27 protein-coding genes and 2 pseudogenes are annotated in these 23052 nt (G+C 46.3%); 17 read left to right on the forward strand and 12 right to left on the reverse strand.

The window, feature by feature from the left end:
* The first annotated feature begins 171 nt into the window (after positions 1-171).
* The gene (gene aroG, locus LC084_RS03155) at positions 172-1227 is read left to right on the forward strand and encodes a 3-deoxy-7-phosphoheptulonate synthase AroG (protein WP_226569269.1); all 1056 of its coding nucleotides are present in this window, start codon (positions 172-174) and stop codon (positions 1225-1227) included.
* 66 nt (positions 1228-1293) lie between these two features.
* On the opposite strand, the gene gpmA is transcribed toward aroG, so the two are convergent.
* The 7 genes from gpmA to modE all read right to left on the reverse strand — a co-directional run bounded on the left by gpmA (position 1294) and on the right by modE (position 9260).
* A complete protein-coding gene (gene gpmA / locus LC084_RS03160; RefSeq protein ID WP_226569271.1) occupies positions 1294-2046 on the reverse strand; it encodes a 2,3-diphosphoglycerate-dependent phosphoglycerate mutase in 753 nt (250 codons plus the stop codon).
* A 384-nt stretch (positions 2047-2430) separates the two neighbouring features.
* Positions 2431-3471, reverse strand: coding sequence for a galactose-1-epimerase (galM, locus tag LC084_RS03165; protein ID WP_226569274.1), 1041 nt, complete (start codon positions 3469-3471; stop codon positions 2431-2433).
* On the reverse strand, positions 3465-4613 hold the full coding sequence (galK, locus tag LC084_RS03170; protein ID WP_226569276.1) for a galactokinase: 1149 nt from the start codon (positions 4611-4613) through the stop codon (positions 3465-3467). Before galK ends, galM begins: the two co-directional genes overlap by 7 nt.
* Positions 4614-4615: 2 nt before the next feature.
* Positions 4616-5662 carry a galactose-1-phosphate uridylyltransferase gene (gene galT / locus LC084_RS03175; protein ID WP_226569278.1) on the reverse strand — a complete coding sequence of 349 codons (1047 nt, stop codon included), beginning with the start codon at positions 5660-5662 and terminating at the stop codon, positions 4616-4618.
* 9 nt (positions 5663-5671) lie between these two features.
* Positions 5672-6688: a UDP-glucose 4-epimerase GalE gene (gene galE, locus LC084_RS03180; protein WP_226569280.1), complete on the reverse strand. Its 1017-nt coding sequence runs from the start codon at positions 6686-6688 to the stop codon at positions 5672-5674.
* Positions 6689-6889: 201 nt separating this feature from the next.
* Positions 6890-8359, reverse strand: coding sequence for a molybdate ABC transporter ATP-binding protein ModF (modF, locus tag LC084_RS03185; protein WP_226571118.1), 1470 nt, complete (start codon positions 8357-8359; stop codon positions 6890-6892).
* Between the two features lie 109 nt (positions 8360-8468).
* Entirely contained in the window at positions 8469-9260 is a 792-nt protein-coding gene (gene modE / locus LC084_RS03190) for a molybdenum-dependent transcriptional regulator (RefSeq protein ID WP_226569281.1), read from the reverse strand.
* 122 nt (positions 9261-9382) lie between these two features.
* On the opposite strand from modE, the gene LC084_RS03195 reads away from it, so the two are divergent.
* The 14 genes and pseudogenes from LC084_RS03195 (at position 9383) to LC084_RS23315 (ending at position 17408) form a co-directional block, all read left to right on the forward strand.
* Complete coding sequence (locus LC084_RS03195) at positions 9383-9520, forward strand: AcrZ family multidrug efflux pump-associated protein (RefSeq protein ID WP_036109227.1); 138 nt, start codon at positions 9383-9385, stop codon at positions 9518-9520.
* A 282-nt stretch (positions 9521-9802) separates the two neighbouring features.
* Positions 9803-10579: a molybdate ABC transporter substrate-binding protein gene (modA, locus tag LC084_RS03200; protein ID WP_226569283.1), complete on the forward strand. Its 777-nt coding sequence runs from the start codon at positions 9803-9805 to the stop codon at positions 10577-10579.
* Positions 10576-11268 (forward strand): molybdate ABC transporter permease subunit, encoded by a 693-nt coding sequence (gene modB / locus LC084_RS03205; RefSeq protein WP_226569285.1) that lies wholly within the window; start codon positions 10576-10578, stop codon positions 11266-11268. The genes modA and modB overlap by 4 nt, the downstream gene beginning before the upstream one ends.
* The gene (gene modC, locus LC084_RS03210; RefSeq protein WP_226569287.1) at positions 11268-12329 is read left to right on the forward strand and encodes a molybdenum ABC transporter ATP-binding protein ModC; all 1062 of its coding nucleotides are present in this window, start codon (positions 11268-11270) and stop codon (positions 12327-12329) included. Before modB ends, modC begins: the two co-directional genes overlap by 1 nt.
* 189 nt (positions 12330-12518) lie before the next feature.
* Positions 12519-12854 carry a hypothetical protein gene (locus tag LC084_RS03215; protein WP_226569289.1) on the forward strand — a complete coding sequence of 112 codons (336 nt, stop codon included), beginning with the start codon at positions 12519-12521 and terminating at the stop codon, positions 12852-12854.
* Between the two features lie 496 nt (positions 12855-13350).
* A pseudogene (locus tag LC084_RS03220) lies at positions 13351-13494 on the forward strand (IS1 family transposase); the annotation flags it as partial.
* 153 nt (positions 13495-13647) lie between these two features.
* Entirely contained in the window at positions 13648-14430 is a 783-nt protein-coding gene (locus tag LC084_RS03225) for a DUF4225 domain-containing protein (protein ID WP_226569291.1), read from the forward strand.
* An 11-nt stretch (positions 14431-14441) separates the two neighbouring features.
* The gene (locus tag LC084_RS03230; protein ID WP_226569293.1) at positions 14442-14777 is read left to right on the forward strand and encodes a hypothetical protein; all 336 of its coding nucleotides are present in this window, start codon (positions 14442-14444) and stop codon (positions 14775-14777) included.
* A gap of 295 nt (positions 14778-15072) precedes the next feature.
* Positions 15073-15240 (forward strand): hypothetical protein, encoded by a 168-nt coding sequence (locus LC084_RS03235; RefSeq protein ID WP_226569295.1) that lies wholly within the window; start codon positions 15073-15075, stop codon positions 15238-15240.
* A gap of 18 nt (positions 15241-15258) precedes the next feature.
* Entirely contained in the window at positions 15259-15780 is a 522-nt protein-coding gene (locus tag LC084_RS03240; RefSeq protein ID WP_226571119.1) for a DUF4225 domain-containing protein, read from the forward strand.
* On the forward strand, positions 15780-16115 hold the full coding sequence (locus tag LC084_RS03245) for a hypothetical protein (RefSeq protein WP_226569297.1): 336 nt from the start codon (positions 15780-15782) through the stop codon (positions 16113-16115). The genes LC084_RS03240 and LC084_RS03245 overlap by 1 nt, the downstream gene beginning before the upstream one ends.
* A 26-nt stretch (positions 16116-16141) precedes the next feature.
* The gene (locus tag LC084_RS03250) at positions 16142-16462 is read left to right on the forward strand and encodes a hypothetical protein (protein ID WP_226569299.1); all 321 of its coding nucleotides are present in this window, start codon (positions 16142-16144) and stop codon (positions 16460-16462) included.
* Positions 16463-16488: 26 nt separating this feature from the next.
* Positions 16489-16809, forward strand: a complete 321-nt coding sequence (locus LC084_RS03255; protein WP_226569301.1) for a hypothetical protein — start codon at positions 16489-16491, stop codon at positions 16807-16809.
* Between the two features lie 470 nt (positions 16810-17279).
* Positions 17280-17408, forward strand: coding sequence for a DUF6998 domain-containing protein (locus LC084_RS23315; protein ID WP_404808319.1), 129 nt, complete (start codon positions 17280-17282; stop codon positions 17406-17408).
* 166 nt (positions 17409-17574) lie between these two features.
* Here the strand turns inward: LC084_RS23315 and LC084_RS03260 are convergent, their stop codons facing one another.
* Positions 17575-18267 carry a hypothetical protein gene (locus LC084_RS03260; protein WP_226569303.1) on the reverse strand — a complete coding sequence of 231 codons (693 nt, stop codon included), beginning with the start codon at positions 18265-18267 and terminating at the stop codon, positions 17575-17577.
* Complete coding sequence (locus LC084_RS03265; RefSeq protein WP_226569305.1) at positions 18264-18725, reverse strand: hypothetical protein; 462 nt, start codon at positions 18723-18725, stop codon at positions 18264-18266. The genes LC084_RS03260 and LC084_RS03265 overlap by 4 nt, the downstream gene beginning before the upstream one ends.
* A 123-nt stretch (positions 18726-18848) precedes the next feature.
* Here LC084_RS03265 and LC084_RS03270 point away from each other — a divergent pair.
* Positions 18849-19064 (forward strand): annotated as a pseudogene (locus LC084_RS03270) (transposase); the annotation flags it as partial.
* 35 nt (positions 19065-19099) lie between these two features.
* On the opposite strand, the gene LC084_RS03275 reads toward LC084_RS03270, so the two are convergent.
* Positions 19100-19915: a pyridoxal phosphatase gene (locus LC084_RS03275; RefSeq protein ID WP_226569307.1), complete on the reverse strand. Its 816-nt coding sequence runs from the start codon at positions 19913-19915 to the stop codon at positions 19100-19102.
* Positions 19916-20056: 141 nt separating this feature from the next.
* Between LC084_RS03275 and pgl the strand changes: the two genes are divergently transcribed.
* Complete coding sequence (pgl, locus tag LC084_RS03280) at positions 20057-21052, forward strand: 6-phosphogluconolactonase (protein ID WP_226569309.1); 996 nt, start codon at positions 20057-20059, stop codon at positions 21050-21052.
* A gap of 101 nt (positions 21053-21153) precedes the next feature.
* Here the strand turns inward: pgl and LC084_RS03285 are convergent, their stop codons facing one another.
* On the reverse strand, positions 21154-22458 hold the full coding sequence (locus LC084_RS03285) for a putative acyl-CoA thioester hydrolase (protein WP_226569311.1): 1305 nt from the start codon (positions 22456-22458) through the stop codon (positions 21154-21156).
* Positions 22459-22571: 113 nt separating this feature from the next.
* Positions 22572-23048: a kinase inhibitor gene (locus LC084_RS03290; protein ID WP_226569313.1), complete on the reverse strand. Its 477-nt coding sequence runs from the start codon at positions 23046-23048 to the stop codon at positions 22572-22574.
* Positions 23049-23052: the final 4 nt, after the last annotated feature.

Consider the following 23052-nt stretch of genomic DNA (forward strand, 5'->3'; position numbering starts at 1 on the left):
TTAAAAGTTCAATTAGAAACCTGTTGTCCAGCATTAACTCCTGTCGCGCCAGTCTCTGTCTGGTATTTTGTTCTTGAAGTGTAAAATTGCGTTTACACAACCAGAGTGAAGAGATAGATTGAGCAGGTTGCAATCAGGAAATTAGCATAGCCAGTCTTTATTGGGATTATCATGAATTATCAGAATGACGATTTACGTATTAACGAAATTAACGAGCTTTTACCTCCGGTAGCGTTGTTGGAAAAGTTTCCGGCAACCGACAATGCTGCGGCGACCGTGTCAGGTGCCCGTAATGCCATCCATAATATTCTCACCGGGCAGGATGATCGCCTGTTGGTCATTATTGGCCCTTGTTCAATTCATGATCCCAAAGCTGCGCAAGCTTATGCCGCGCGTTTGCTGGAAATGCGTGAGGCCCTCAAAGGGGAGTTGGAAGTCGTAATGCGGGTGTATTTTGAAAAGCCGCGCACCACGGTTGGTTGGAAAGGGCTTATCAACGACCCTTACATGGACAGTAGCTATCAGATTAACGATGGTTTGCGTATTGCCCGTAAACTCCTGCTGGAAATTAACGATACCGGTTTGCCGACTGCGGGTGAGTTCCTCGACATGATCACGCCGCAATATATGGCGGATCTGATGAGCTGGGGGGCTATTGGCGCACGCACAACGGAATCTCAGGTTCACCGTGAACTGGCCTCTGGCCTGTCTTGCCCGGTTGGTTTTAAAAATGGTACCGATGGAACAATAAAAGTCGCAATTGACGCCATCAATGCAGCTGGTGCGCCGCACTGCTTCTTGTCTGTAACGAAGTGGGGCCATTCAGCCATTGTTAATACCAGTGGCAATGGTGATTGCCATATCATTTTACGCGGCGGTAAAGCACCAAATTATAGTGCGGAACATGTCGCGCAGGTGAAGCAAGGCCTGGAAAAAGCCGGTTTGGCACCGCAAGTTATGATTGATTTCAGCCACGCGAACTCCAGCAAGCAATTTAAAAAGCAAATGGATGTGTGTACTGATGTTTGCGGGCAAATTGCTGGCGGCGAACAAGGCATTATGGGTGTGATGGTTGAAAGCCACCTTGTTGAGGGTAACCAGAGCCTGGAAAGTGGTAAACCTCTGGAGTATGGCAAAAGTATCACTGATGCCTGCATTGGCTGGGAAGACACTGCAACACTGTTAACCCAGCTTGCTGATGCAGTAAAAGCACGCAGAACAAAGTAAGAAAACCGCTCTGGTGAGCGGTTTCGTCGAGAAACGGTGCCGGGGTAAGCCTGGCACCGTTTTTTATTACTTAGCTTTACCCTGGTTGGCAACAGCCGCCGCTTTCGCTGCGATTTCATCTGCGTTGCCCAGGTAGTAGCGTTTAATCGGGTTGAAGTTTTCGTCAAACTCATAGACCAGCGGAACACCTGTTGGGATATTAAGCTCAAGAATCTCATCTTCGCTCATGTTATCCAGGTATTTAACCAGCGCACGCAGAGAGTTACCGTGAGCGGCAACAATCACACGTTCACCACTTTTCATACGTGGCAGAATGCTTTCAGTCCAGAAAGGAATCACACGTTCGATGGTCAGCGCCAGGCTTTCTGTTACCGGCAATTCTTTTTCTGACAGGCTTGCATAACGAGGGTCATGACCCGGGAAACGCTCGTCGTCTTTAGTCAGTTCCGGTGGCGTAACTGCAAAACCACGACGCCATTGCTTAACTTGCTCGTCACCATATTTTTCAGCAGTTTCTGCTTTATTCAGCCCCTGCAGAGCACCATAGTGGCGTTCATTCAGTTTCCATGATTTTTCGACAGGCAACCATACCTGGTCTACTTCATCCAAAATATTCCACAGGGTGTGGATGGCTCGTTTCAGCACAGAAGTGTATGCAAAATCGAAGCTATAGCCTTCATCTTTGAGCAGTTTACCTGCAGCTTTCGCTTCGCTTTTACCTTTTTCAGACAGGTCAACATCGTACCAGCCAGTAAAGCGGTTTTCCTGGTTCCACTGACTTTCACCGTGACGAACCAGAACCAGCTTAGTTACAGCCATAATATTACTCCTCGTAATCCTGGGGATTGAATGATAACAATTATCATTATATTGCCGTGGTGGCGCCAGCGGCAACGCCAAACCTTAAACATAGCGAAATTCTTGGCAGAGTGTAAGGCTGATGTGAATTTGCAGTTGCTCTTTTGCTGCTAAATGGTTTTAAAAACAGCATTTTGTTTAAAAAGTGTGCTTATTGGGTATCTGGCAAGGCGAAATAACAGATGCTGCTGAAAGGATACAACATCAGTAAAATTGGAGGATGGCATGAGTTTTAACAACGCCCTCAAGTGAGGGCGTTCAGAAAACAACGTGCAGATGGCTTACCGTGATACTGCGGACAGCTTCCTGCTGCTCTGTAGCCGCATGGGGCTCTGTATCAAGCTGTTATAACGCCGTGAACTGGTACTCTGTAATACTTTGCCAGGTTTCACCCGGTTTGAGCACACAGTCAGGTTGTGGCCATTCGGGGTGATTAGGGCTGTCTGGCAAAAACTCACTTTCCAGCGCCAGGCCTTCAAAGGATGCATAGTGGGTAAAATGCCGAGCCGGCGTGCCGTCAAGATAGTTCCCTGAATAAAACTGCAATGCCGGTGCTGAGGTAAACACGCTCATTTTGAGTTTGTTATCTGAAGACCAAACGTTAGCAGCGGGAACCGTAGCATCACCGCGTGCTGTGAGCAGAAAAGCATGATCGTAGCCTTTAACGCCAGCCTGGTTTTCATCACGCAGGAAATCTTCATCAATAGTCTTCGGCCCGCGGAAATCAAACCCTGTATGCTGTACGCCAGCCAGTTCGCCCGATGGAATACCGTCACTATTAACCGGCAACCACTGGTCTGCGAACAACTGCAGGCGGTGCTGGCGAATATCGCCTTTTTTGCCGTCCAGATTGAAGTAGGCATGGTTGGTCAGGTTAACCGGGCAGGGTTTATCCACCTGAGCATGGTAAATAATAGCAATACGGTTATCAGGTGTTACCCGGTAAATGACGCTGGCTGTCAGATTACCTGGAAAACCCTGATCGCCATCCGGTGAGGTCAGTTGTAAAACCGCCTGTTGGCTGTCATGGCTGACTATCTCCCAACGGCGCTTATCGAAGCCTTCAGGGCCACCATGCAGTTGGTGTTCCCCCTGGCTGGGTTTCAAATGTACTGTTAGCCCATCGAGGGTGTACTGGCTGTTGTTAATACGGTTTGCATAGCGGCCAATTGAAGCACCCAGAAAAGCACCTTGCTGAGTATATTGCTCAGGTGTTTCACAGCCCAACAGCACTTCACGGGTATGCCCGTCTTTCAGCGGAACGCGACACGACAACAGTGTTGCGCCCCAGTCCATCAGCATGACTTCCATGCCAGCCTGGTTGTGTAGGGTTATCAGTTTAAATGGTTGGCCATCCGGTGCCATACCGTGTTCCTGGCTTAACATAATCCGGCTCCTTCGGAGGGTTTGCACACGTAAAAGGTTTCTTTAATACCGGTTTTTGCTTCGTACTGGCTGGCAACCGCCTGGCGAACATCATCCACCAGTGTTTCAGGCACCAGTGCCACAACGCACCCACCAAAGCCACCGCCAGTCATACGCACGCCGCCTTTATTACCGATAGCAGCCTTAACAATATCAACCAGCGTGTCAATTTGTGGGACGGTTATCTCAAAATCGTCACGCATAGAAACGTGAGAAGCTGCCATCAGCTCACCCATTTTCTGCAAATCGCCTTCAGCCAGTGCATCAGCGGCTGCCAGAGTGCGTTCATTCTCAGTTAACACATGGCGTACACGTTTTGCTACCACTGGGTCCAGCTCATTAGCGACAGCATTAAACGACGCCAGGCTAACATCGCGTAATGCTTTTTGCGTGAAGAAGCGGGCACCCGTTTCACACTGTTCACGTCGGGTGTTGTATTCACTGCCAACCAGTGTGCGTTTAAAGTTACTGTTGATAATGATAACTGCCACGCCTTTTGGCATTGGGACAGCTTTAGTACCCAGGCTACGGCAATCAATAAGCAATGCATGGTCCTGCTTGCCCAACGCGGAAATCAGTTGGTCCATAATCCCGCAGTTACATCCCACAAACTGGTTTTCTGCTTCTTGCCCATTCAGCGCCAGTTGCGAACCATCCAGTGGCAGGTGGTACAGTTGCTGGAAGACTTTACCTACAGCAACTTCCAACGAGGCAGATGAGCTCAAACCGGCCCCTTGGGGCACATTGCCGCTAATCACCAGGTCGGCACCACCGAATGCGTTGTTGCGTTTTTGCAAATGTTTAACTACGCCGCGCACATAATTAGACCATTGTTGGTCTGGGTGGCTCAGAATCGGCTCATCAAGGGAAAACTCATCACGCTGGTTATCGTAATCTGCGGCGATAACACGCACGACACGGTCATCGCGTGGTGCACAACTGATCACAGTCTGGTAATCAATTGCACAAGGCAAAACAAAGCCATCGTTGTAGTCAGTGTGCTCACCAATCAGGTTCACACGGCCTGGTGCCTGGATAGTTTCTTTTGCCGGGTAGCCAAAAATTTCAGTAAAAAGGGCCAGGGTGTTTTCTTTCAGACTCATTGTTATTCTCCTGATTCGCGAAAATGAATATCACTGACCGCCCGCAAGCGCTCAGCAGCCTGCTCCGCGGTTAAATCGCGCTGTGTTTCCGCCAGCATTTCGTAACCCACCATAAATTTGCGTACCGTTGCTGAGCGCAACAGTGGTGGGTAAAAGTGAGCATGTAACTGCCAGTGTGAGTTATCTTTGCCATTAAATGGCGCGCCATGCCAACCCATGGAGTAAGGGAAAGAGCACTGAAATAAGTTGTCATAGCGGCTGGTCAGCTTTTTCAGGGCGACAGCCAGGTCTTTGTGTTGTTCGGGTGACAAATCAGTCAGGCGCTGAGTGTGCACTTTAGGCAATAGCAGTGTTTCAAATGGCCAGGCTGCCCAATAAGGCACTACAGCCAGCCAGTGTTGTGTTTCGACAACGGTACGGCTGCCATCATTCATTTCTTGCCGGGCATAATCCACCAGCATAGGTGACCCATGTTGGGCAAACCAGGCTTGCTGATGTTCATCTTCGCGAGCCGCTTCATTAGGCAGGAAGCTGTTAGCCCATACCTGGCCATGTGGATGCGGGTTAGAGCATCCCATTGCGGCCCCTTTATTCTCGAAAACCTGAATCCAGGGGTAAGTCTGCCCCAGTTCTGCGGTTTGTTCCTGCCAGGTGCTGATAACACCTTCCAGCGCCTCTGGTGTCAGTTCCGGTAGGGTTTTACTGTGGTCAGGAGAGAAACAGATTACCCGGCTGGTACCACGAGCACTCTGGCAACGAAACAGTGAGTCCGGTGTTTCTGTTGCATCTGGTGTATCGGGCATCAGTGCTGCAAAATCATTGGTAAAAACGTGCGTCCCGGTGTAATTGGGATTGGTATCTCCCGTTACTCGGGTATTACCCGGACACAAATAACATTCAGGGTCGTGCTGTGGTAATGCTTGTTTGGCTGGCGTCTCCTGCGCCCCTTGCCAGGGGCGCTTTGCACGGTGCGGAGAAACCAGAACCCATTGCCCTGTTAACGGGTTATAACGGCGATGTGGGTGTTCGACAGGATTAAAGGGTTCCATAACATTTCCTTAGTCAGGGTAACCTTGCGGGTGAGCAGATTGCCACCGCCAGGTATCGGCAGCCATTTCATCCAGCGTGCGTGAAACACGCCAGCCCAGTTCTTTATCCGCTTTGGTTGCATCGGCCCAGTAAGCAGGTAAGTCACCCGCACGGCGCGGTGCAAAGTGGTAATTGACGGGTTTGCCACAAGCTTTACTGAACGCATTAATCACATCCAGCACGCTGCTACCAACACCAGCCCCCAGGTTGTAGATATGTACGCCGGGTTTATTTGCCAGTTTCTGCATGGCCACAACATGCCCATCAGCCAAATCCATAACATGGATATAGTCCCGCACGCCGGTGCCGTCTTCCGTCGGGTAGTCGTTACCGAACACAGCCAGTGACTCCCGGCGGCCAACAGCAACTTGAGCAATATAAGGCATCAGGTTATTAGGAATACCTTGTGGGTCTTCGCCCATGTCGCCTGATGGGTGAGCACCAACCGGATTGAAGTAGCGCAGCAGGGCAATACTCCAGCTTGGGTCTGCGGTATGCAGGTCGGTTAAGATCTGTTCCACCATTAACTTGCTGCGCCCATAGGGGCTTGCAGGCATCCCGGTTGGGAAGGTTTCTACGTAAGGGATTTTCGGCTGGTCGCCATATACCGTAGCTGATGAACTGAAGATAAAGTTTTTGACATTGGCTGCCCGCATTGCAGCAATCAGGCGCAGGGTGCCAGTGACGTTGTTATCGTAGTATTCAACAGGTTTTTGGACTGATTCACCAACAGCTTTCAGGCCAGCGAAGTGAATAACAGCCTCAATTGCATGGTCATGAAGAATTTCAGTGAGTAAGGCTTCGTTGCGAATGTCACCATCAATAAATAACGGCTGTTTTCCGCCAAGGCGTTCAATGACAGGCAGTACACTACGTTTGCTGTTGCACAGGTTATCAAGGATAAAGACCTCGTGCCCGCTTTGTAGTAACTGAACGCAGGTATGACTGCCAATGTAACCGCTACCACCTGTTACCAGAACTCTCATTTTTCGCTCCATTACGCTTATGGTATGTAATAAACATAGCATAACAGAGTGGCAAAAAGTGTGACATGGAATAAATTAGTGGAATCGTTTACACAGAGATTTCATCTACAGATCAACCCTGAACAGGCGCATTGTAAATCAACAGGATAGATTGTGTAGATGCGGGGATTCCGAAAAAACGGGCCAGTGGCCCGCTTGTTTTTACAGAATATCGGTCTGGTAACGATAAATGCCGTTGTCCGGAACAAAGGTTAAACGATGAGTGATGCAGTCTGGTGCATCCTGCATGTGGTGAGAGACGAAAAGCAACTGGGTATCACCTTCACTAATCAACACATCAATAAAGCGGCGTACCAGCAAACGGTTTAACGGATCCAGGCCTTGCAAGGGTTCATCCAGAATCAACAAAGTAGGGTGTTTGACCAGTGCGCGGGCAATCAATGCAATACGTTGCTGCCCCCAGGAAAGGGAGTGGAAAGGGGCATCGGCCGTAGCATTATCCATCCCCAGTAATTGCAGCCATTCACGGACCAGGCGTTGCTGGCGTTCAGATACGGCCTGGTAAATGCCAATCGTATCGAAGAAACCAGAGAGAATGACATTACGAAGTGTTGTGCTGACACGGTAGTCAAGGTGCAGGCTGCTACTGACATAGCCAATATGTTTTTTAATATCCCATATGGTTTCGCCACTGCCACGACGCCGCCCAAACAACGTCAGGTCATTACTGTAACCCTGAGGATGATCGCCAGTAACCAGACTCAGCAACGTGGATTTTCCTGCACCGTTTGGGCCGACAATTTGCCAGTGCTCGCCAGGGCTTACTTGCCAGTCAAGCTCATGCAAAACCGGGCGGTCATTCCAGGATACTACGCCTTTATTCAGGGTAATTAATGGCTGCGCAGGGTCGAGAGTGGCACGTGGTGAAGGTACATCGGCTTCTGGAATACTGATGCCTGCCAACCGTTCACTGTGGGCCAGTTGTGCAATCAGTGCCTGTGAAAGTAATTCAGCTTTATCACCAGTAGTCTGCAAAGCACAATCGGCCAGCACACCCGCATAGCGGATAAATTCGGGGATCTCATCGAACCGGTTAAGTACCAGCACCAGGGTGTAACCTTGCTGGTTGAGGTGGGCGAGTTCACCAGCCAGTTGCTCCCGCGACTCAATATCAAGCCCATCAAAAGGCTCATCAAACACCAGTAAATCCGGGTTGGGCATCAGTGCCTGGCATAACAGCGCCTTGCGCGTTTCGCCAGTTGACAGGTATTTAAACCGCCTGTCCAGCAAATGGCTGATACCGAACCGTTGCGCCAGTTGCAGGCATTGTGCCGGGTCTTTTACTGAGTCCTGAATAATTTCAGCGGTAGTGCGGCCGGTATCGTCCTCATCAGCACTGAGCATATCAGTATTATTGCGTTGCCACTCCTCACGAACTAATTGGTGCAGCAATTCAAATGACAGCAATACAGGCTTGTGAAACGAACTGGTCAGTGTGCCGCGCATGGCGGGCAGATTGCCACTCAGTACGCGGGCGAGTGCAGATTTTCCACTGCCGTTCGCGCCAACAAAAGCCCAGCTTTCCCCGGCGCGAATAGTTAAATCATCAATCACCAGTGAACGGGTATCGCTCAGGTGAAACGTACATTGCGAAATTTGCAACAATGACATCATATATCCCGTTTATTGCAGTAAATAATACAGGGATACGTGTTCCGCACGGGCTTGTCAATCACTATGCAGTGTAACGCCACCATCCAAGGATGCTGGCTAAGCCCGATTAACAGAGTGTGGCAATGATAACGTGATCGGCATTGAAATAAGCTGTAACCTGGCTCTCGGCCTCCAGCGCTTCCGCCGCTACAACCTGGTTGGGAAGTGTTGCACACAGCGTTTGCCCATCTGGCAGTGTCACCAGAACCTCACTTTGTTCTGGGCCCTGTTCAATGGTTTTGATTGTGCCGGGTAGTATGTTGTCAGCCTGGCTTGCGCGTTGCACATCGCGGGTAATCCCTACCCAGGGCGCTTTTATCAGAACCAGCACCTCTTTACCTGGTTCCAGCCCAAGCCTGTGCGCACTTTGTTCCGTCAGGGCTACTTTTAACTGTGTTTGCCCGTCGGCGAGTAGAATATTAACGTGTTGCTGAACATGTTGATTATCGCGCTCAAGGAGGGTGCCAAACAGCTGGTTTCTGGCACTGGTTTGCAGTGAGAAACGTGAAATGGCTGCCAATAAACTGTCCAGTGGAAGGGCGTCATCACGCAGTACATCGAACGCTTTTTGCTGAATTTGCGCCAGCAAATCATACAACTGAATTAACCGCTTTCCATAAGGCGTCAGTAGCGCGCCGCCACCGCCTTTGCCCCCGGTCGCTCTTTCTACCAGCAACTGGTCGGTCAGTTGGTTCATTTCATTTATGGCATCCCAGGCGCTCTTGTAGCTAATACCTGCCATTTTAGCGCCCTGGCTAATTGAGCCCGTTTGTTCTATTTGTTTAAGAAGAGAAATACGCCGTGGGTCTGCAAAGAGGCTTCCCTGAAGTTTTAGCGTGAGTAAGATTTCAGCCTGCATGTGCGGCTCCTGGTTAAATGAGAATCCAGTGATTGTAAACGTCAGGGCAAATTCGCACAAAAGGCGTGTGCGTTTTTGGTGGATAACAGTACAATGGCCGGGAATTTACAAGGGAGACAACCATGTTAGAGTTATTGAAAAGTCTGGTTTTCGCCGTTTGCATGGTGCCTGTCATGATGGCGATTATTCTCGGGCTGATTTATGCGTTTGGTGAGGTATTCAACATCTTTTCGGGTATTGGTCGTAAAAAAACCTCCTGAGTCTCCATGCATAACGCCATTTCCAACGCCCGGTTTGCCCGGGCGTTGCTGTTTTTAGTAAGCAAGAAAAAACATAGTTTACCCTGCCTGTAGCTGAAAACAGCACCTCAATAAACTCCACTAAGAGCCAATTACAGCAAGTGATGCTGGCTTTTCGTATCACCCGGTTTAACCGGGCTTTTTTCGTTGTAAAGACCCTGGTTTTTTTGCCGATAAATGTTATGAGAATCACAGGTGTTACGTTATATTGCAAAATATACAACGAAAAACCTGGAGAAAATCATGGCTAAGACGTGGGTAAAACTGGCAGTGGGTGTCACTTTATCATTGGGAATGGCAGCACAGGCGATGGCAGACAATGCCAAAGTCACTATTTTTGCGGCAGCCTCTTTAACCAATGCACTGCAAGATATTGCAACACAATATAAAAAAGAGAAGCATGTTGATGTGGTCGCTTCTTTTGCTTCGTCCTCAACGCTGGCACGCCAGATAGAGGCAGGTGCTCCGGCTGATTTATACATCTCCGCAGACCAAAAATGGATGAATTACGCAGTCGATAAAAACACCATTGATACCGCCAGCCGTAAAACGCTGTTGGGCAATAGCCTGGTGCTGGTCGCGCCAGCAGCCGCTTCCCAGGGCGATGTTACAATTAACGATAAAACTGACTGGGTGGCGTTATTGAAAGGCGGGCGTCTGGCTGTGGGGGACCCTGCTCATGTTCCGGCAGGGATTTATGCAAAACAGGCACTGGAAAAATTAGGGGCCTGGGATACACTTTCCGCAAAACTGGCTCCCGCGCAAGATGTGCGTGGTGCGTTAGCTCTGGTTGAACGCAGTGAGTCACCCTTGGGGATTGTCTATGGTTCTGACGCAGTAGCCAGCAAAGGGGTAAAAGTGATTGGAACCTTCCCGGAGGATTCCCATCCGAAAGTTGAATACCCACTTGCGATAGTAAAAGGGCATACTGATGCTCAGGTGAAAGCATTCTACGAATACCTGCAAGGCCCTGAAGCAGCCGCAGTATTCAAACAATATGGGTTTACAACGAAACAATGATATTGACTGATCCCGAATGGCAGGCGCTATTACTCAGCCTGAAAGTTTCAACATTTGCTGTTTGCGTGAGTTTGCCATTTGGGATTGCATTAGCCTGGGTGCTGGTCCGTTGCTCCTTCCCCGGAAAATCTTTACTGGATGGCATTGTCCACCTTCCTCTTGTTTTGCCGCCTGTTGTTGTCGGTTACCTGTTGCTGGTGGTGATGGGGCGCAATGGCGTGGTTGGCCGTTTTCTTTATGATTGGTTTGGCCTGACATTCGCCTTTAGCTGGCGTGGTGCGGTAATGGCTGCGGCAGTGATGTCATTTCCTTTAATGGTGCGTGCTATTCGCCTGGGGCTTGAAGGGGTGGATCAGCGCCTGGAACATGCGGCAAGAACCCTTGGTGCCAGCCGCTGGCGGGTGTTCTGGACGATTACGCTGCCGCTAACGTTGCCCGGTATTATTGTTGGTACCGTTCTGGCATTTGCCCGTTCGCTGGGCGAATTTGGCGCTACTATCACGTTTGTTTCGAATATTCCCGGTGAAACCCGCACACTGCCTTCCGCAATGTACACTTTGATTCAGACACCTGGTGGCGAAGGTGCTGCCGCCCGTTTGTGCGTTATTGCCATTATTCTGGCTTTATGTTCACTGATGATTTCTGAATGGCTGGCCAGGCTGAGCCGTCGGCGCATAGGGAGAGAGTAATGCTGGAGCTGCAATTTACCCAAACACTTGGCACACATCGTTTGCATATTGATGAAACCTTGCCTGGCAAAGGAATTACCGCCATTTTCGGGGTGTCTGGTGCCGGGAAAACTTCGTTGATTAATGCAATAAGCGGCCTGACTCGCCCCCAGGAAGGGAAAATTGTGCTTAATGAGCGGGTACTGAGCGACACCGAACGGGATGTCTTCCTTGCCCCGGAAAAACGGCGTATAGGCTATGTCTTTCAGGATGCGCGCCTGTTTCCCCATTACCGTGTGCGCGGCAATTTGAAATACGGCATGGCAAAAAAAATGGCACCACAGTTTGATAAACTGGTGCAATTACTGGGGATAGAACCATTACTCGATCGCCTGCCAGGCAGCCTTTCCGGTGGTGAAAAACAGCGGGTGGCGATTGGCCGTGCCTTGCTGACTGCACCTGAACTTCTGCTGCTCGATGAGCCTTTAGCCTCACTGGATATTCCCCGCAAGCGAGAAGTGCTGCCATATCTCCAGCGGCTGGCTCAAGAAATCAGCATCCCAATGTTGTATGTGACGCACTCTCTGGAAGAAATTCTGCACCTGGCGGAAAAAGTGCTGGTGCTGGATCAGGGGCTGGTTAAAGCCTACGGGAATCTGGAAGACGTGTGGACCAGCCAGGTTATGCACCCGTGGCTGCCGGAAGAGCAGCAAAGCACGGTGTTTAAAGTGACTGTGCTCGAGCACCACCTGCATTACGCCATGACGGCTCTGGCTGTGGGCGACCAGCATTTATGGGTACACCGGCTGGAGTTATCTGAAGGGGCAGCGGTGCGGATTCGCATTGCGGCTTCGGATGTCTCTCTGGTGTTGGTCCCGCCACAAAGCAGCAGTATCCGCAACGTTCTGCGAGCCAAAGTTGTCGAGTGCTATGACAACGAGAACGGGCAGGTTGAAGTACGCCTGGAAGTGGGCTCCCGCACACTCTGGTCACGTATCAGCCCGTGGGCCCGGGATGAACTGGCGATCAAGCCTGGCCTGTGGCTGTACGCACAGATAAAAAGCGTTTCTATTACTACATAATTTTCGGTGGTTATGGGGCAATAGCTACAATACCAGACAGAGAAAACATTGGTTTTATTCGGGCATGTTGAAAGCCGTGCTGCCTGCATGGGTACGACGCTGGTGGCGCTTATGCCATTGGTGAATGGTTGTATCGGTTATTTACCAGTAGCATAATCTCCCGTACCCGTTCAAACACAAGGAAAGGTAATGACCTGGCAGGATGTTGATATTACTACTGGTGGCCCGGCATTAAGTATGTGGCCGCCTGTTATTTATTATTTTTTGTCAATCATTGTCGGTGGGGGTTTATATATTGGCAGGCACTTTGTTGAAAAATGCGCCAATATTACAGTTTTTGTGATTTACGTTTTTTGTGTGCTATTCATTGCAGCGCTTCATTACTGTCTTTTCAAATTTGGTGCGGAGTTTGCCAGTGATGTACTCAGGGTACATTTAGATGTATATGCTTATGATTCTATACACTTTGGCTCAATTGCATTTGCACTTATCTATATTTTTGCAGTTCCATCAAAATTCAAGTAATTGAACATGTTGGAGGGCAAGGAAAGTACAATGACCTGGAATGATATTATAATTACGGCTCCAATATGGCCTCCCGTAATTTACTATATTGTGTCAATTATTGTAGGTGTATTGTTATACGTAGGGAAGTACTATGTGCATCGCTGTGCTAATTTTACTGTCTTCATGCTTTATGGGTTAGTTGTGGGTGCTGCCGCCTCGGTACAAATGTGTCTATTTAGGTTTGGTGAAGACTTTGCGAAAGATATATTAAGAATAAATTTAGATGTGTATGGGTACGATTCAATATATAATGGCGCATTTATATTTTTTGTAATATACATTTTTTCGATGCCAATAAAATTCAAATAATCACAATGTCCAGTACTTGTATTTAACTGAAGTGCCTGGGCATAATTACAACAATAAATACTAAGTGTTTCTAATAATAAAATAATCAACAGGCGGTAATGATGCCAACTTACTGATTTAGCGTATGATGGTGTTTTTGAGGTGCTACGTCGGCGCTAAATCATGCCAGCGCTGGCTGTTTTAGGCATATGACAGGGTATGCAGGACGGTCGTGGCCCACATTTTTGGTGAATGCACCATAAAGAATACACTGGAGCGCCTTCTGAGCCTGCTGTCGGCCTTTGACGTGGGTAGGATCAAATGATGTTCATCTGCTGGTTTAAATTTTCCCTTCGCTGATTGTGCTCGTGTTTAACTCGCCTCAAGTACTTTGATAGCGGTACTAATCCTATTGACTGTTTGACTTTCAGTGAGTTAATGACACTAACGTGAGGTTACACTCTTGCCACGACACAACCCGTATCAGGGCGATTTTGAACGCAAGGCCAAAGAACTCGAAAACTATGCACAGCTTATGGTAATGAGATGGAGCATGGGGAGATCTGGTACTAATCAGTTTGTTCATGAGCAGCAGGTATTCATTGAAAACCTGAAACGTGATATCACGACATACTGTATGTCTTATCGATATGGTATTGCTGAAATCGATCGCCATATGGATGGTCTAAAAAAACAAAGTGATATGCTTGCTTCCACAGAAACAGAAATGTATGCGGTTATCAAAAAGGAAAGAAGGAAAGGTAGAATAGCACTTGTCCTTGCTGAGGTTGGTTTTGTTTCCGGGCTAACTCAAATGGTTGGTGGTGGAGTGTTGTGTGTTAAATCCAGAGGGGCTGCATGTGCTAAATATGGGATGCCAAACATTATACAGGGTGCTAATAATATATATGAGAACGGCTACTATATTATCTTTATGAAAAATACCACGGGTACGGTAAGGGATGTATATCATTATGTGGCAAATAAGTTAGGTGTATCAAATGATGCGGCAGATCAAATATATGGGGTAGTAGATATTGCTTTAACCACTGGAAATTATACAAAACTAACACTGTTGGCCAGAGAAAAATCTTGGAGGTTATTCAGGCATGTCAGATCGGACTTCATTCGTGGATGGCAAGGCATAGGGGCAGTAGGTTTTTCTATCGATGCATTAGGTGTAGTTGGTACTGGTTATCAGATATATCAAATTGAGATGGAAAATAAACCACTGGTTAGTGAATAAGGATAAATATAATGAGTTGGCAAAATATAGATATTTACTCATCTGGTCCTGTATTGAGTCTGTGGCCTCCTGTGCTGTACTATATAATGTCTATTATCACTGGCGTATTATTATTTATTGGTAAGCAGTTTGTACATAACTATGCTAATTTTACTGTATTCATCCTTTATGCTTTTTTCGTTGTAGGTGTTGGGGGGTGCCAACTGGCTCTTTTCAGATTTGGTTCTGATTTTGCCAGAGATGTATTTAGAATACATTTAGACGTATATGCATATGACTCAATTTTTTGGGGAAGTCTTTGTTTTGCATTTTTATATTGTATTGCAGTCCCGACAAAATTTAAATGAAAATATATTAAGTGCCTTACAGGGCGTAGTTGTGGGGGCTAAAAATATAATTGAAAGGGAGGGGGGCAATACTGGTACTGTTAACCAGAAGAAATAGTTTGTGTGAGGATGGTTTTTATTAAAGTTATGATTTAAGTCTAATCCTATTGACTGGTTGAGTACTGGTGGTTTAAAAACAGCAAAGGAAAGTAGGGAGGTTAAATCATGCCACTACATAACCCGGATCTGGTCGATTTTTGACGCAAGGCTAAAGAATTAGGGAGTATTGCCTGTCATTATGAGAATGAGATGGAGCATGGGAATATCTGGAACTGATGATTTTGTTCATGAGCAGCAGGTATTCGTTGAAAGCCTGAAACGTGATATTACTACCAACTGTATGTCTTATAGATATGGTATAGCTGAAATCAATTGCCATATGGCTGATCTCAAAAAACAAAGTGATATGCTTGCTTCTAAATAAACTGAATCATATGCGATTATTCGAAAGGAGAAAATAGAAGCATACATAAACCTTGCCCTTGCTGAAGTTGGTTTTTTGGCTGGTCTTTCTCAAATGGTAGGTGGTGGAATAATATGTGTGAAGAGTCGAATTTCATCTTGTAAAAAATATGATATTCCGAACTTTATACAAGGTGCTAACAATATTTATGAAAATGGTTATTATGTTATTTTTATGAGAAACACTACAGGATCTGTAAGAGATGCGTACCATTACGTAGCAAACAAATTAGGTGTATCAAATGATACAGCAGACTTGGTATACGGAGCCGTTGATCTTGGGCTTACAACTGGTAACTATACTAAACTTACTCTTTTAGCTCGTGAAAAATCCTGGAGTTTATTCAGACATATAAGATCTGATTTTATCCGTGGCTGGAAAGAAGTTGGAATAACGGGGTTCCTTGCTGATACATCCGGTGGTTTTGCGACGTTATACCAGATGTACCATATAATAAATAAACCGTCTGCTACACAAGAAAACGTACAAGGGGAAAAATAATGAATTGGCAAGATGTTGATATTACCAGTACTGGAGCAACACTAAGTATGTGGCCTCCTGTACTGTATTATATAGTTTCAACGATTGTTGGTGTATTATTATATATCGGTAAGCTTTTTGTTCATCGCCATGCTAATTTTACTGTTTTTATTCTTTACGCTTTCTTCGTTACTCTGTTTTCTGGTGTTCAAATGTGTTTATTTAGATTTGGAGATGAATTTGCCAAAGATATACTCCATATAAATCTAGATGTAGATGAGTATGATTCTATATTCTTTGGAACATTTCTATTTTTTTTATTATATGGCATAGCTGTACCAACAGAATTTAAATAATCATACCTAAGCACAAGGAAAGTACGATGACCTGGAATGATATTGTAATCACAAATTCAATATGGCCTCCCGTAATTTACTATATTGTGTCAATCATTGTTGGTTTGTTGCTATTCGTTGGTAAGTACTATGTACATCGCCGTGCTAATTTTACTGTCTTTATGCTTTATGGCCTTGTTGTGATCTTTTGTGGTGGTTGCCAACTGGCACTTTTCAGGTTTGGTGGTGGTTTTCCCAGAGATATACTAAGAGTAAACTTAGATGTATATTCATATGATTCAATTTTCTATGGTTCATATCTGTTTGCTTTAGTGTATGCTCTTGCAACTCCAATTAGATTTAAGTAACCACACCTAAGTGCAAGGGAAATACAATGACCTGGAATGATATTATAATAACAGATTCAATATGGCCTCCAGTGCTATATTATACCGTATCAATTATTGTTGGCATATTACTATATATTGGTAAGCTCTTTGTACACCGTTATGCTAATTTTACTGTGTATATGTGTTATGCTTTGTTTGTTACTCTTTTTTCTGGTATTCAATTATGTATATTCAGATTCGGCGGTGAATTTACTAATACAGTATTTGGAATTGATTTGGATACGCTTACCTATAAATCCATATACAATGGTGCTTTTGTGTTTTTCCTGGCATATGGCATAGCTGTACCAACAGAATTTAAATAATTACACCTAAAGAGTAAGTAAAGCACAATGATCTGGGATAATGTTATAATCACAAATTCAATATGGCCCCCAATAATATACTACATTGTTTCAATTGTCGTTGGTGTGCTGTTATTCATTGGTAAGTATATTGTGCATCGCCGTGCAAATTTGCTAGGCTTTCTACTTTATGCCTTCTTTGTTATTACCATTACAGCAGTACAATTTTGTTTGATGCGGTTTGGTGCGGATTTTGCCAAGGATATACTAAGAATAGATTTAGATGTATATGGATATGATTCAATATTCAATGGAACATATATTTTTACCATTATATATTCCCTTGCATTACCAACTAAGCTTAAATGATCATAGTCTCCGGTATGTTGCAGGGAATTATTGCGGATTATGGCAACAGTCATGCTTAAAACCCGCTGTTGTAAATACCGCTACTTTATTTCCACATACTTTTCGGGTGTAGCCAGGAGTGTATGGGAATGACACTTGCCCCGGCGAGTGAGAAAGGCTATGACGCAATCACCAGTGATGGTAGAAAAGTACAGATAAAGTCACGAAAGAATAATGCTAAGAATAAATCAATGATACTTGGTATAATCTGAAATTATGAACTTAATCAATTTGATGATCTGATAGCTGTAATCTACCATCCAGACTTCAGTATTCGATATGCATTACAGATACCCCATGAGTTGGTTAAAGTCTATGGAAGGTTTAACCTAAGTCATAGTGCTTTATTGGCTAACTAAATGCATCGTTATTATATTTTCATTGACCTATCTTTATTGTTAAACTTATATCTTTAGAAGATTCTCTTACAATCTTTGATGATCTATCCATCGCTTTGAATAAAGAATTAAGTGACTCAATATTTTCAATGGATTTCGTAAGGTATTCAGGTGATTGTTCTTCAGTATCAGGATTATAAGACTTATGATGATCAATGCTGAAGTAAAGATGCTCGCTGAATTTATTTGAGAATTGTTTTATGCTTTTTAGAGTTTCATCAATTGGTATAATGAAGGAAACATTGAATCTAATCAACTTGTTCTTCATTTTATTAATTTCAATTAATTCAGTTTCAAGCGAATCAATTGTATTGATGATTTTTTTAAACGATTCAACTGGTTCATCAATAAATTGATTAACGACTCGAAACTCTTGAAAAATTATATCATATTCATAGACCACATCATCCAGTTTAGAGAAGAAATCTGCTGATTTATCAAATGCAAATTGCTGTGATTTTGAGCGAAACCAATTCTTAGCTTGATAAGCAGCATAAGCAGCAGCACAAGCCATAACTACATTAGAGCCAGCACTCACCCAATCACTAACACTACCAAATTCCATAGCATGCCCCGTATATTGAATAAGAAGTACATTAGCAAAGGCTACAATAGCTACCAATAATAGTACTACCACTAACGATACCAGAATGTAGTTAAATTTCTTAATCATACTGGCATTCTCATTAATGGGAGAGGAATATGCCATTTATTTGCTAGGTAATATATAAACATGATTGTAAGACCTATACAAAAAGTAGTTAACACCTTAAATATAAGACTCTTGATATGGGATCTTGTATCACTGCGATGTGCCTGTTTAATCTCATCTGTCAACGTGGTAATGCCTTTAGACATTTGTGTTAATTGATGCCATACCGATTGATAACCACTTGCAGTTATACCTGACTTGAAAAGTGATGCAATTTCATGCGGTGCTCTATCTTTTTTATGTTGGCAAACGTCAGAAATGAAATTATCAATAATTCTATTGAAATATTCTTCATCTGGAACAGTGTACTTGGTTTTTTGTTTTCTTATAGCCTCTAAAATCCGCTTAGTAACTGTATGGTGTTCTGTCTCTAGTGCCATATTAACAACCCCTAAGTTATTCAATGTTTCGAATTGCACCCTAAATACCTTATAGACAACTATAAGGAATACCCAATGATAGAACGCAATGACTATGGCGAGAATATCGAGCTAATAAAAACAAACGCTGAAGGTGAAGTACTCGCACTGTCCTCATGACAGATCTACACGACGAATGCCATCGAGTCACTGAACAGCGTGATCCGTGCGGCTATCAAGAAGCGCAAGGTGTTCACGACTGATGACTCGGTGCGAAAAGTTATCTATCTGGCGATCAAGGATGCGTCGAAAAAATGGAGTATGACGATCCAGAACTGGCGGCTGGCAATGAGTCGTTTTATTATCGAGTTCGGTGACCGTCTGAGCGATCACCTTTAATACAGTGGCAGTTACACAGAATTACTGACAGGCTCTCAAAAGTATTTCTTAAGCAGGTCAGCAATACCTGTTTGAGTATTATCACCAATCACCATATCAGCACAGGCTTTAAGTTCTTCTACTGAATTCCCCATAGCCACACCAAGCCCGGCACTTTGCAACATACTCAGGTCGTTATGGTTATCACCAAAAGCAATCACCTGGTTCATTGATAAACCCTGAGATTCCACCCACTGTGCCAGGCGTTTCCCTTTACTGTTTCCGGTCTGCGCAACATCAACCTGATCATGCCAGGACCACTCACAGGTAAGGCCCAGCTCCTGTTCAACCACTGCGGTAAATTGTTGCAGGCGGGGAATGTTGTCATCTGTCAGGGCGAACTTCCATATGGAATCACACTGGTCTACTTCCTGCTCTAAAGAAGCAACATGCAAAAATACCGGGCGTTGTTCTTCTGGTAACGTACTGGCCCATTTCCGGGTACGCTCAACATGCCCAACATCATGCTGATACAACATAGCATCATCGACATACATCAGCCCGTGTACCTGGTGTTGCGCCAGTAACTTCACCACAGCATGAGCCTGCTGGTGGGAGAGTGGGTCGGATGAAAGCACTTTTTTTGCATGATAATCATACAAATAAGTGCCATTACAGCAGATGGCAGGTGTATCAAGGTTCAGAGCCTGATAAAAAGGATGTATAGCAACGTGATGGCGCCCCGTCACAATCAAAACCTGGTAACCTGCCTGTTTTGCTTTTTGCAGTGCAGCAAGGGATTCAGGCAAGATGGTTTTTTGTGGCGTCAGTAAAGTGCCATCTAAATCAAGTGCAATAACACGATAAGTCATTTAAGGTTCCATTACGAAAGGGTCTGGTTCGATGGTACACCGTTGGCGCCAACAGGAAAACTCCCGGCGCCACTTGAACCGGGTACTGTCGGCGGCCCTTCAGCCCGTTGCTACCAGGCTACCGTGATAACAGGAGTATTCATGAAACAAATCGTCTATACCGCCAGTCCTGAAAGCCAGCAAATCCATGTATGGCAGCTTGATGCCAGCGGTGAGCTGACCTTGCGGCAAGTTGTGGATGTCGCAGGCCAGGTTCAGCCCCTGGTTATCAGCCCGGACAAGCGTTTTCTGTATGCCGGTGTACGCCCTGAATTCAGGGTTATCGCCTGGCATATCTCACCAGAAGACGGCACATTATCCGATGCCGGCCATGCTGCTTTACCGGGCAGCCCTACGCATATCTCAACCGACCACACCGGGCGTTTCTTATTCTGTGGCTCTTATAATGGTGGTTGTGTCAGTGTCACCCCGCTGAACGACGGCCTGCCGGGGGAAGTGGTCGAAGTGATTGAAGGCCTGGAAGGGTGCCATTCCGCCAATATCAGCCCGGATAATAAAACCTTGTGGGTTCCGGCATTAAAACAGGATCGCATCTGCCTGTTTACCCTGGAAGAGAGCGGAAAGTTAACACCGCAAAAACCGGCAGAAGTCACTACGGTGGAAGGGGCCGGACCACGCCATATGGCATTTCACCCCGGCGGGAAATTCGCCTACAGCGTGAATGAGCTTAATGGCACCGTCAATGTTTGGGCGCTGAGTGACCCACACAACCAAATCGCCTGTGTGCAGACCATTGATATGATGCCGTCCGATTTCACCGACACCCGCTGGGCGGCAGATCTTCACATTACACCTGACGGCAGGCATTTATATGCCTGCGACAGAACCTCCAGCCTGTTAACCATTTTCACTGTTTCGGAAGATGGCAGCGTACTGGCGCTGGAAGGCTTCCAGCCAACAGAGACACAACCGCGTGGGTTCAATATAGATAACAGCGGCAAGTATCTGATTGCGGCAGGCCAGAAATCGCACCATATCTCGGTTTATGAAATTAAAGGCGAGCAAGGTTTGCTGGAAGAAAAAGGGCGTTATGCCACCGGCCAGGGGCCAATGTGGGTGGTGGTGAATACGTTATAAAAACGGGTAACGATGTGTGCCATTGAATGTGTCACATCCCGCTAAAATAAAAACGCCGCAGAAATAACTCTGCGGCGTTTTTTTCAGGCTAATTGGGTAGTTTACTTGTTGGTATTAAAAACCACTTTGCTGCCTAACCCACGGTTGTTGAATTCCCACATACGGTTGAAATTCACATCGTTCAGGTCGCGAACCCATTTTTTATCCTGTTCGCTGCCAGTATTCCCGGCAAACGGGCGTTGGGAGTCTTTGGCTGCACCCCATGGCTGTGCGATGTTAAACCCGGCGTTAATCACGCTGTCGCGGATCACTACCTGGCCGTTGGCACTTTGCCCCGGAACATAACCATTTTCGGCACCTAAATCCCACGCGCGGCCAAGTTGAGCCACACCTTCGCCAGCAGCGTTGAATTCGCTGTTAACCGCCAGGAAGCCATAGTAGATGTTAGGCAGGGTTGCTGGTGCGAACACATAACCTTCTTTCTGAGTGCGGCTGTTCACCACATTGAAACGAGTGTGTTCAAACACCACAGCACCACGGCCAGAAACCAGGTCAACATCCCCTTCGATATAACTGTTGGTTACCAGTGTGCGAGGCTGGCCGGTGGTCATCATCCGGTTATTCACATCACTGTTAGTCACAAAGAAGGTGTTCTGGCGGCCAAGAATGTTCACATTGTTAATCTGAACCTGGTCGCCATCGCTGCGTAATGCCACCGCTTCGTGATTACCGGCATCCACACTGTCACCCAGGGTGTTCTGAATGGTCAGGTTCTGCAATTGCAGACCACTGTTTTGCGACCACACAGCAGCAGAACACATAATCCCCATATCTGCACCACGCTGATTCAGGCAGTTCTGGTACATGTACCATGCAGATTTGCCGGGCATAAACTGCCCTGCCGGGTTAAGGGTTTTACGCCAGGTTGCTTTGTCCATCCGCGCATCTAACGCCAGGCCAATTTTAACATCGCCAGGCTGGCTGCCAGTGCCGTACAGCGTCAGGCTGCCAGGTGCTGCGGGAATATAGACTGCTTCCTGGTAATCGCCGGGCATAATCGCGATATACAAACGGCGGCTGGAGTGACGGGCCATTGCTGCATCAACCGCAGATTGAATGGTGTTCTGTGTCACACCTGGCGTACCGGCTGGCCCAACCACAAAATCAGCCTGAGCAGGTAAGGTAATACCGGTGGGTTTCCAGGGCTGAGCACTGGGCGTCATGCTGGAAAAATAGCGCGAAGGCACAAAGTTTTGTGCTTCATCTGTAGACAGTACCGGGCGTGACTGGCTTCCCGGCGCAACCTGTTCTGACGGACGGTCCTGAGGTGGAACGGATTTACATGCCGTTAAAGTCAGGCCGAAGGCAAGAGCCAGTGCCAGGCGAGAAACCGAAAGAGTGTTCAAGGGTTGCTCCTTGCTTAGCAAAAAAAGAGAACGATTCAGTAAAGTTTGCTTTTTTATACTAAGTTGAGCAAAACAGGAAGCCGATTTATGTATCGGCCCCCAAAAAAGCATATTCAGCGGTACATTGCGGTCAGTGTGGCATTCCCTAAGGTATGAAAATGCACATTAAAGCCAACCATGGCACCGCTGGATTGTGTATCAACATCTATCTGTTCTACATCCAGTGCATGCACCGTGAAAATATAGCGGTGGCGTTCACCGGCAGGCGGCGCTGCACCACCATACTGGCTATTACCAAAATCAGTACGTGTCTGTAATGCTTTACCAGGCAGTGGGGCAATACCAGAACCTGCGCCCCGAGGTAATTCACGGGCATCTGCAGGGATATTGGCAACAACCCAGTGCCACCAACCAGAGCCTGTCGGCGCATCAGGGTCATAACAGGTGACAACAAAACTTTTGGTGCCTTCCGGGGCATCATCCCAGGCGAGGTGAGGGGAGATGTTATCCCCCTGGTAACCCATGCCGTTAAAAACATGGTGGTCAGGCAGCGTCTGCCCTTCCTGAAAATCCTTGCTGAAGAGTTTCATGATA

The organism is Mangrovibacter yixingensis, from assembly GCF_020523985.1.
GTDB classification, from domain to species: domain Bacteria; phylum Pseudomonadota; class Gammaproteobacteria; order Enterobacterales; family Enterobacteriaceae; genus Mangrovibacter; species Mangrovibacter yixingensis.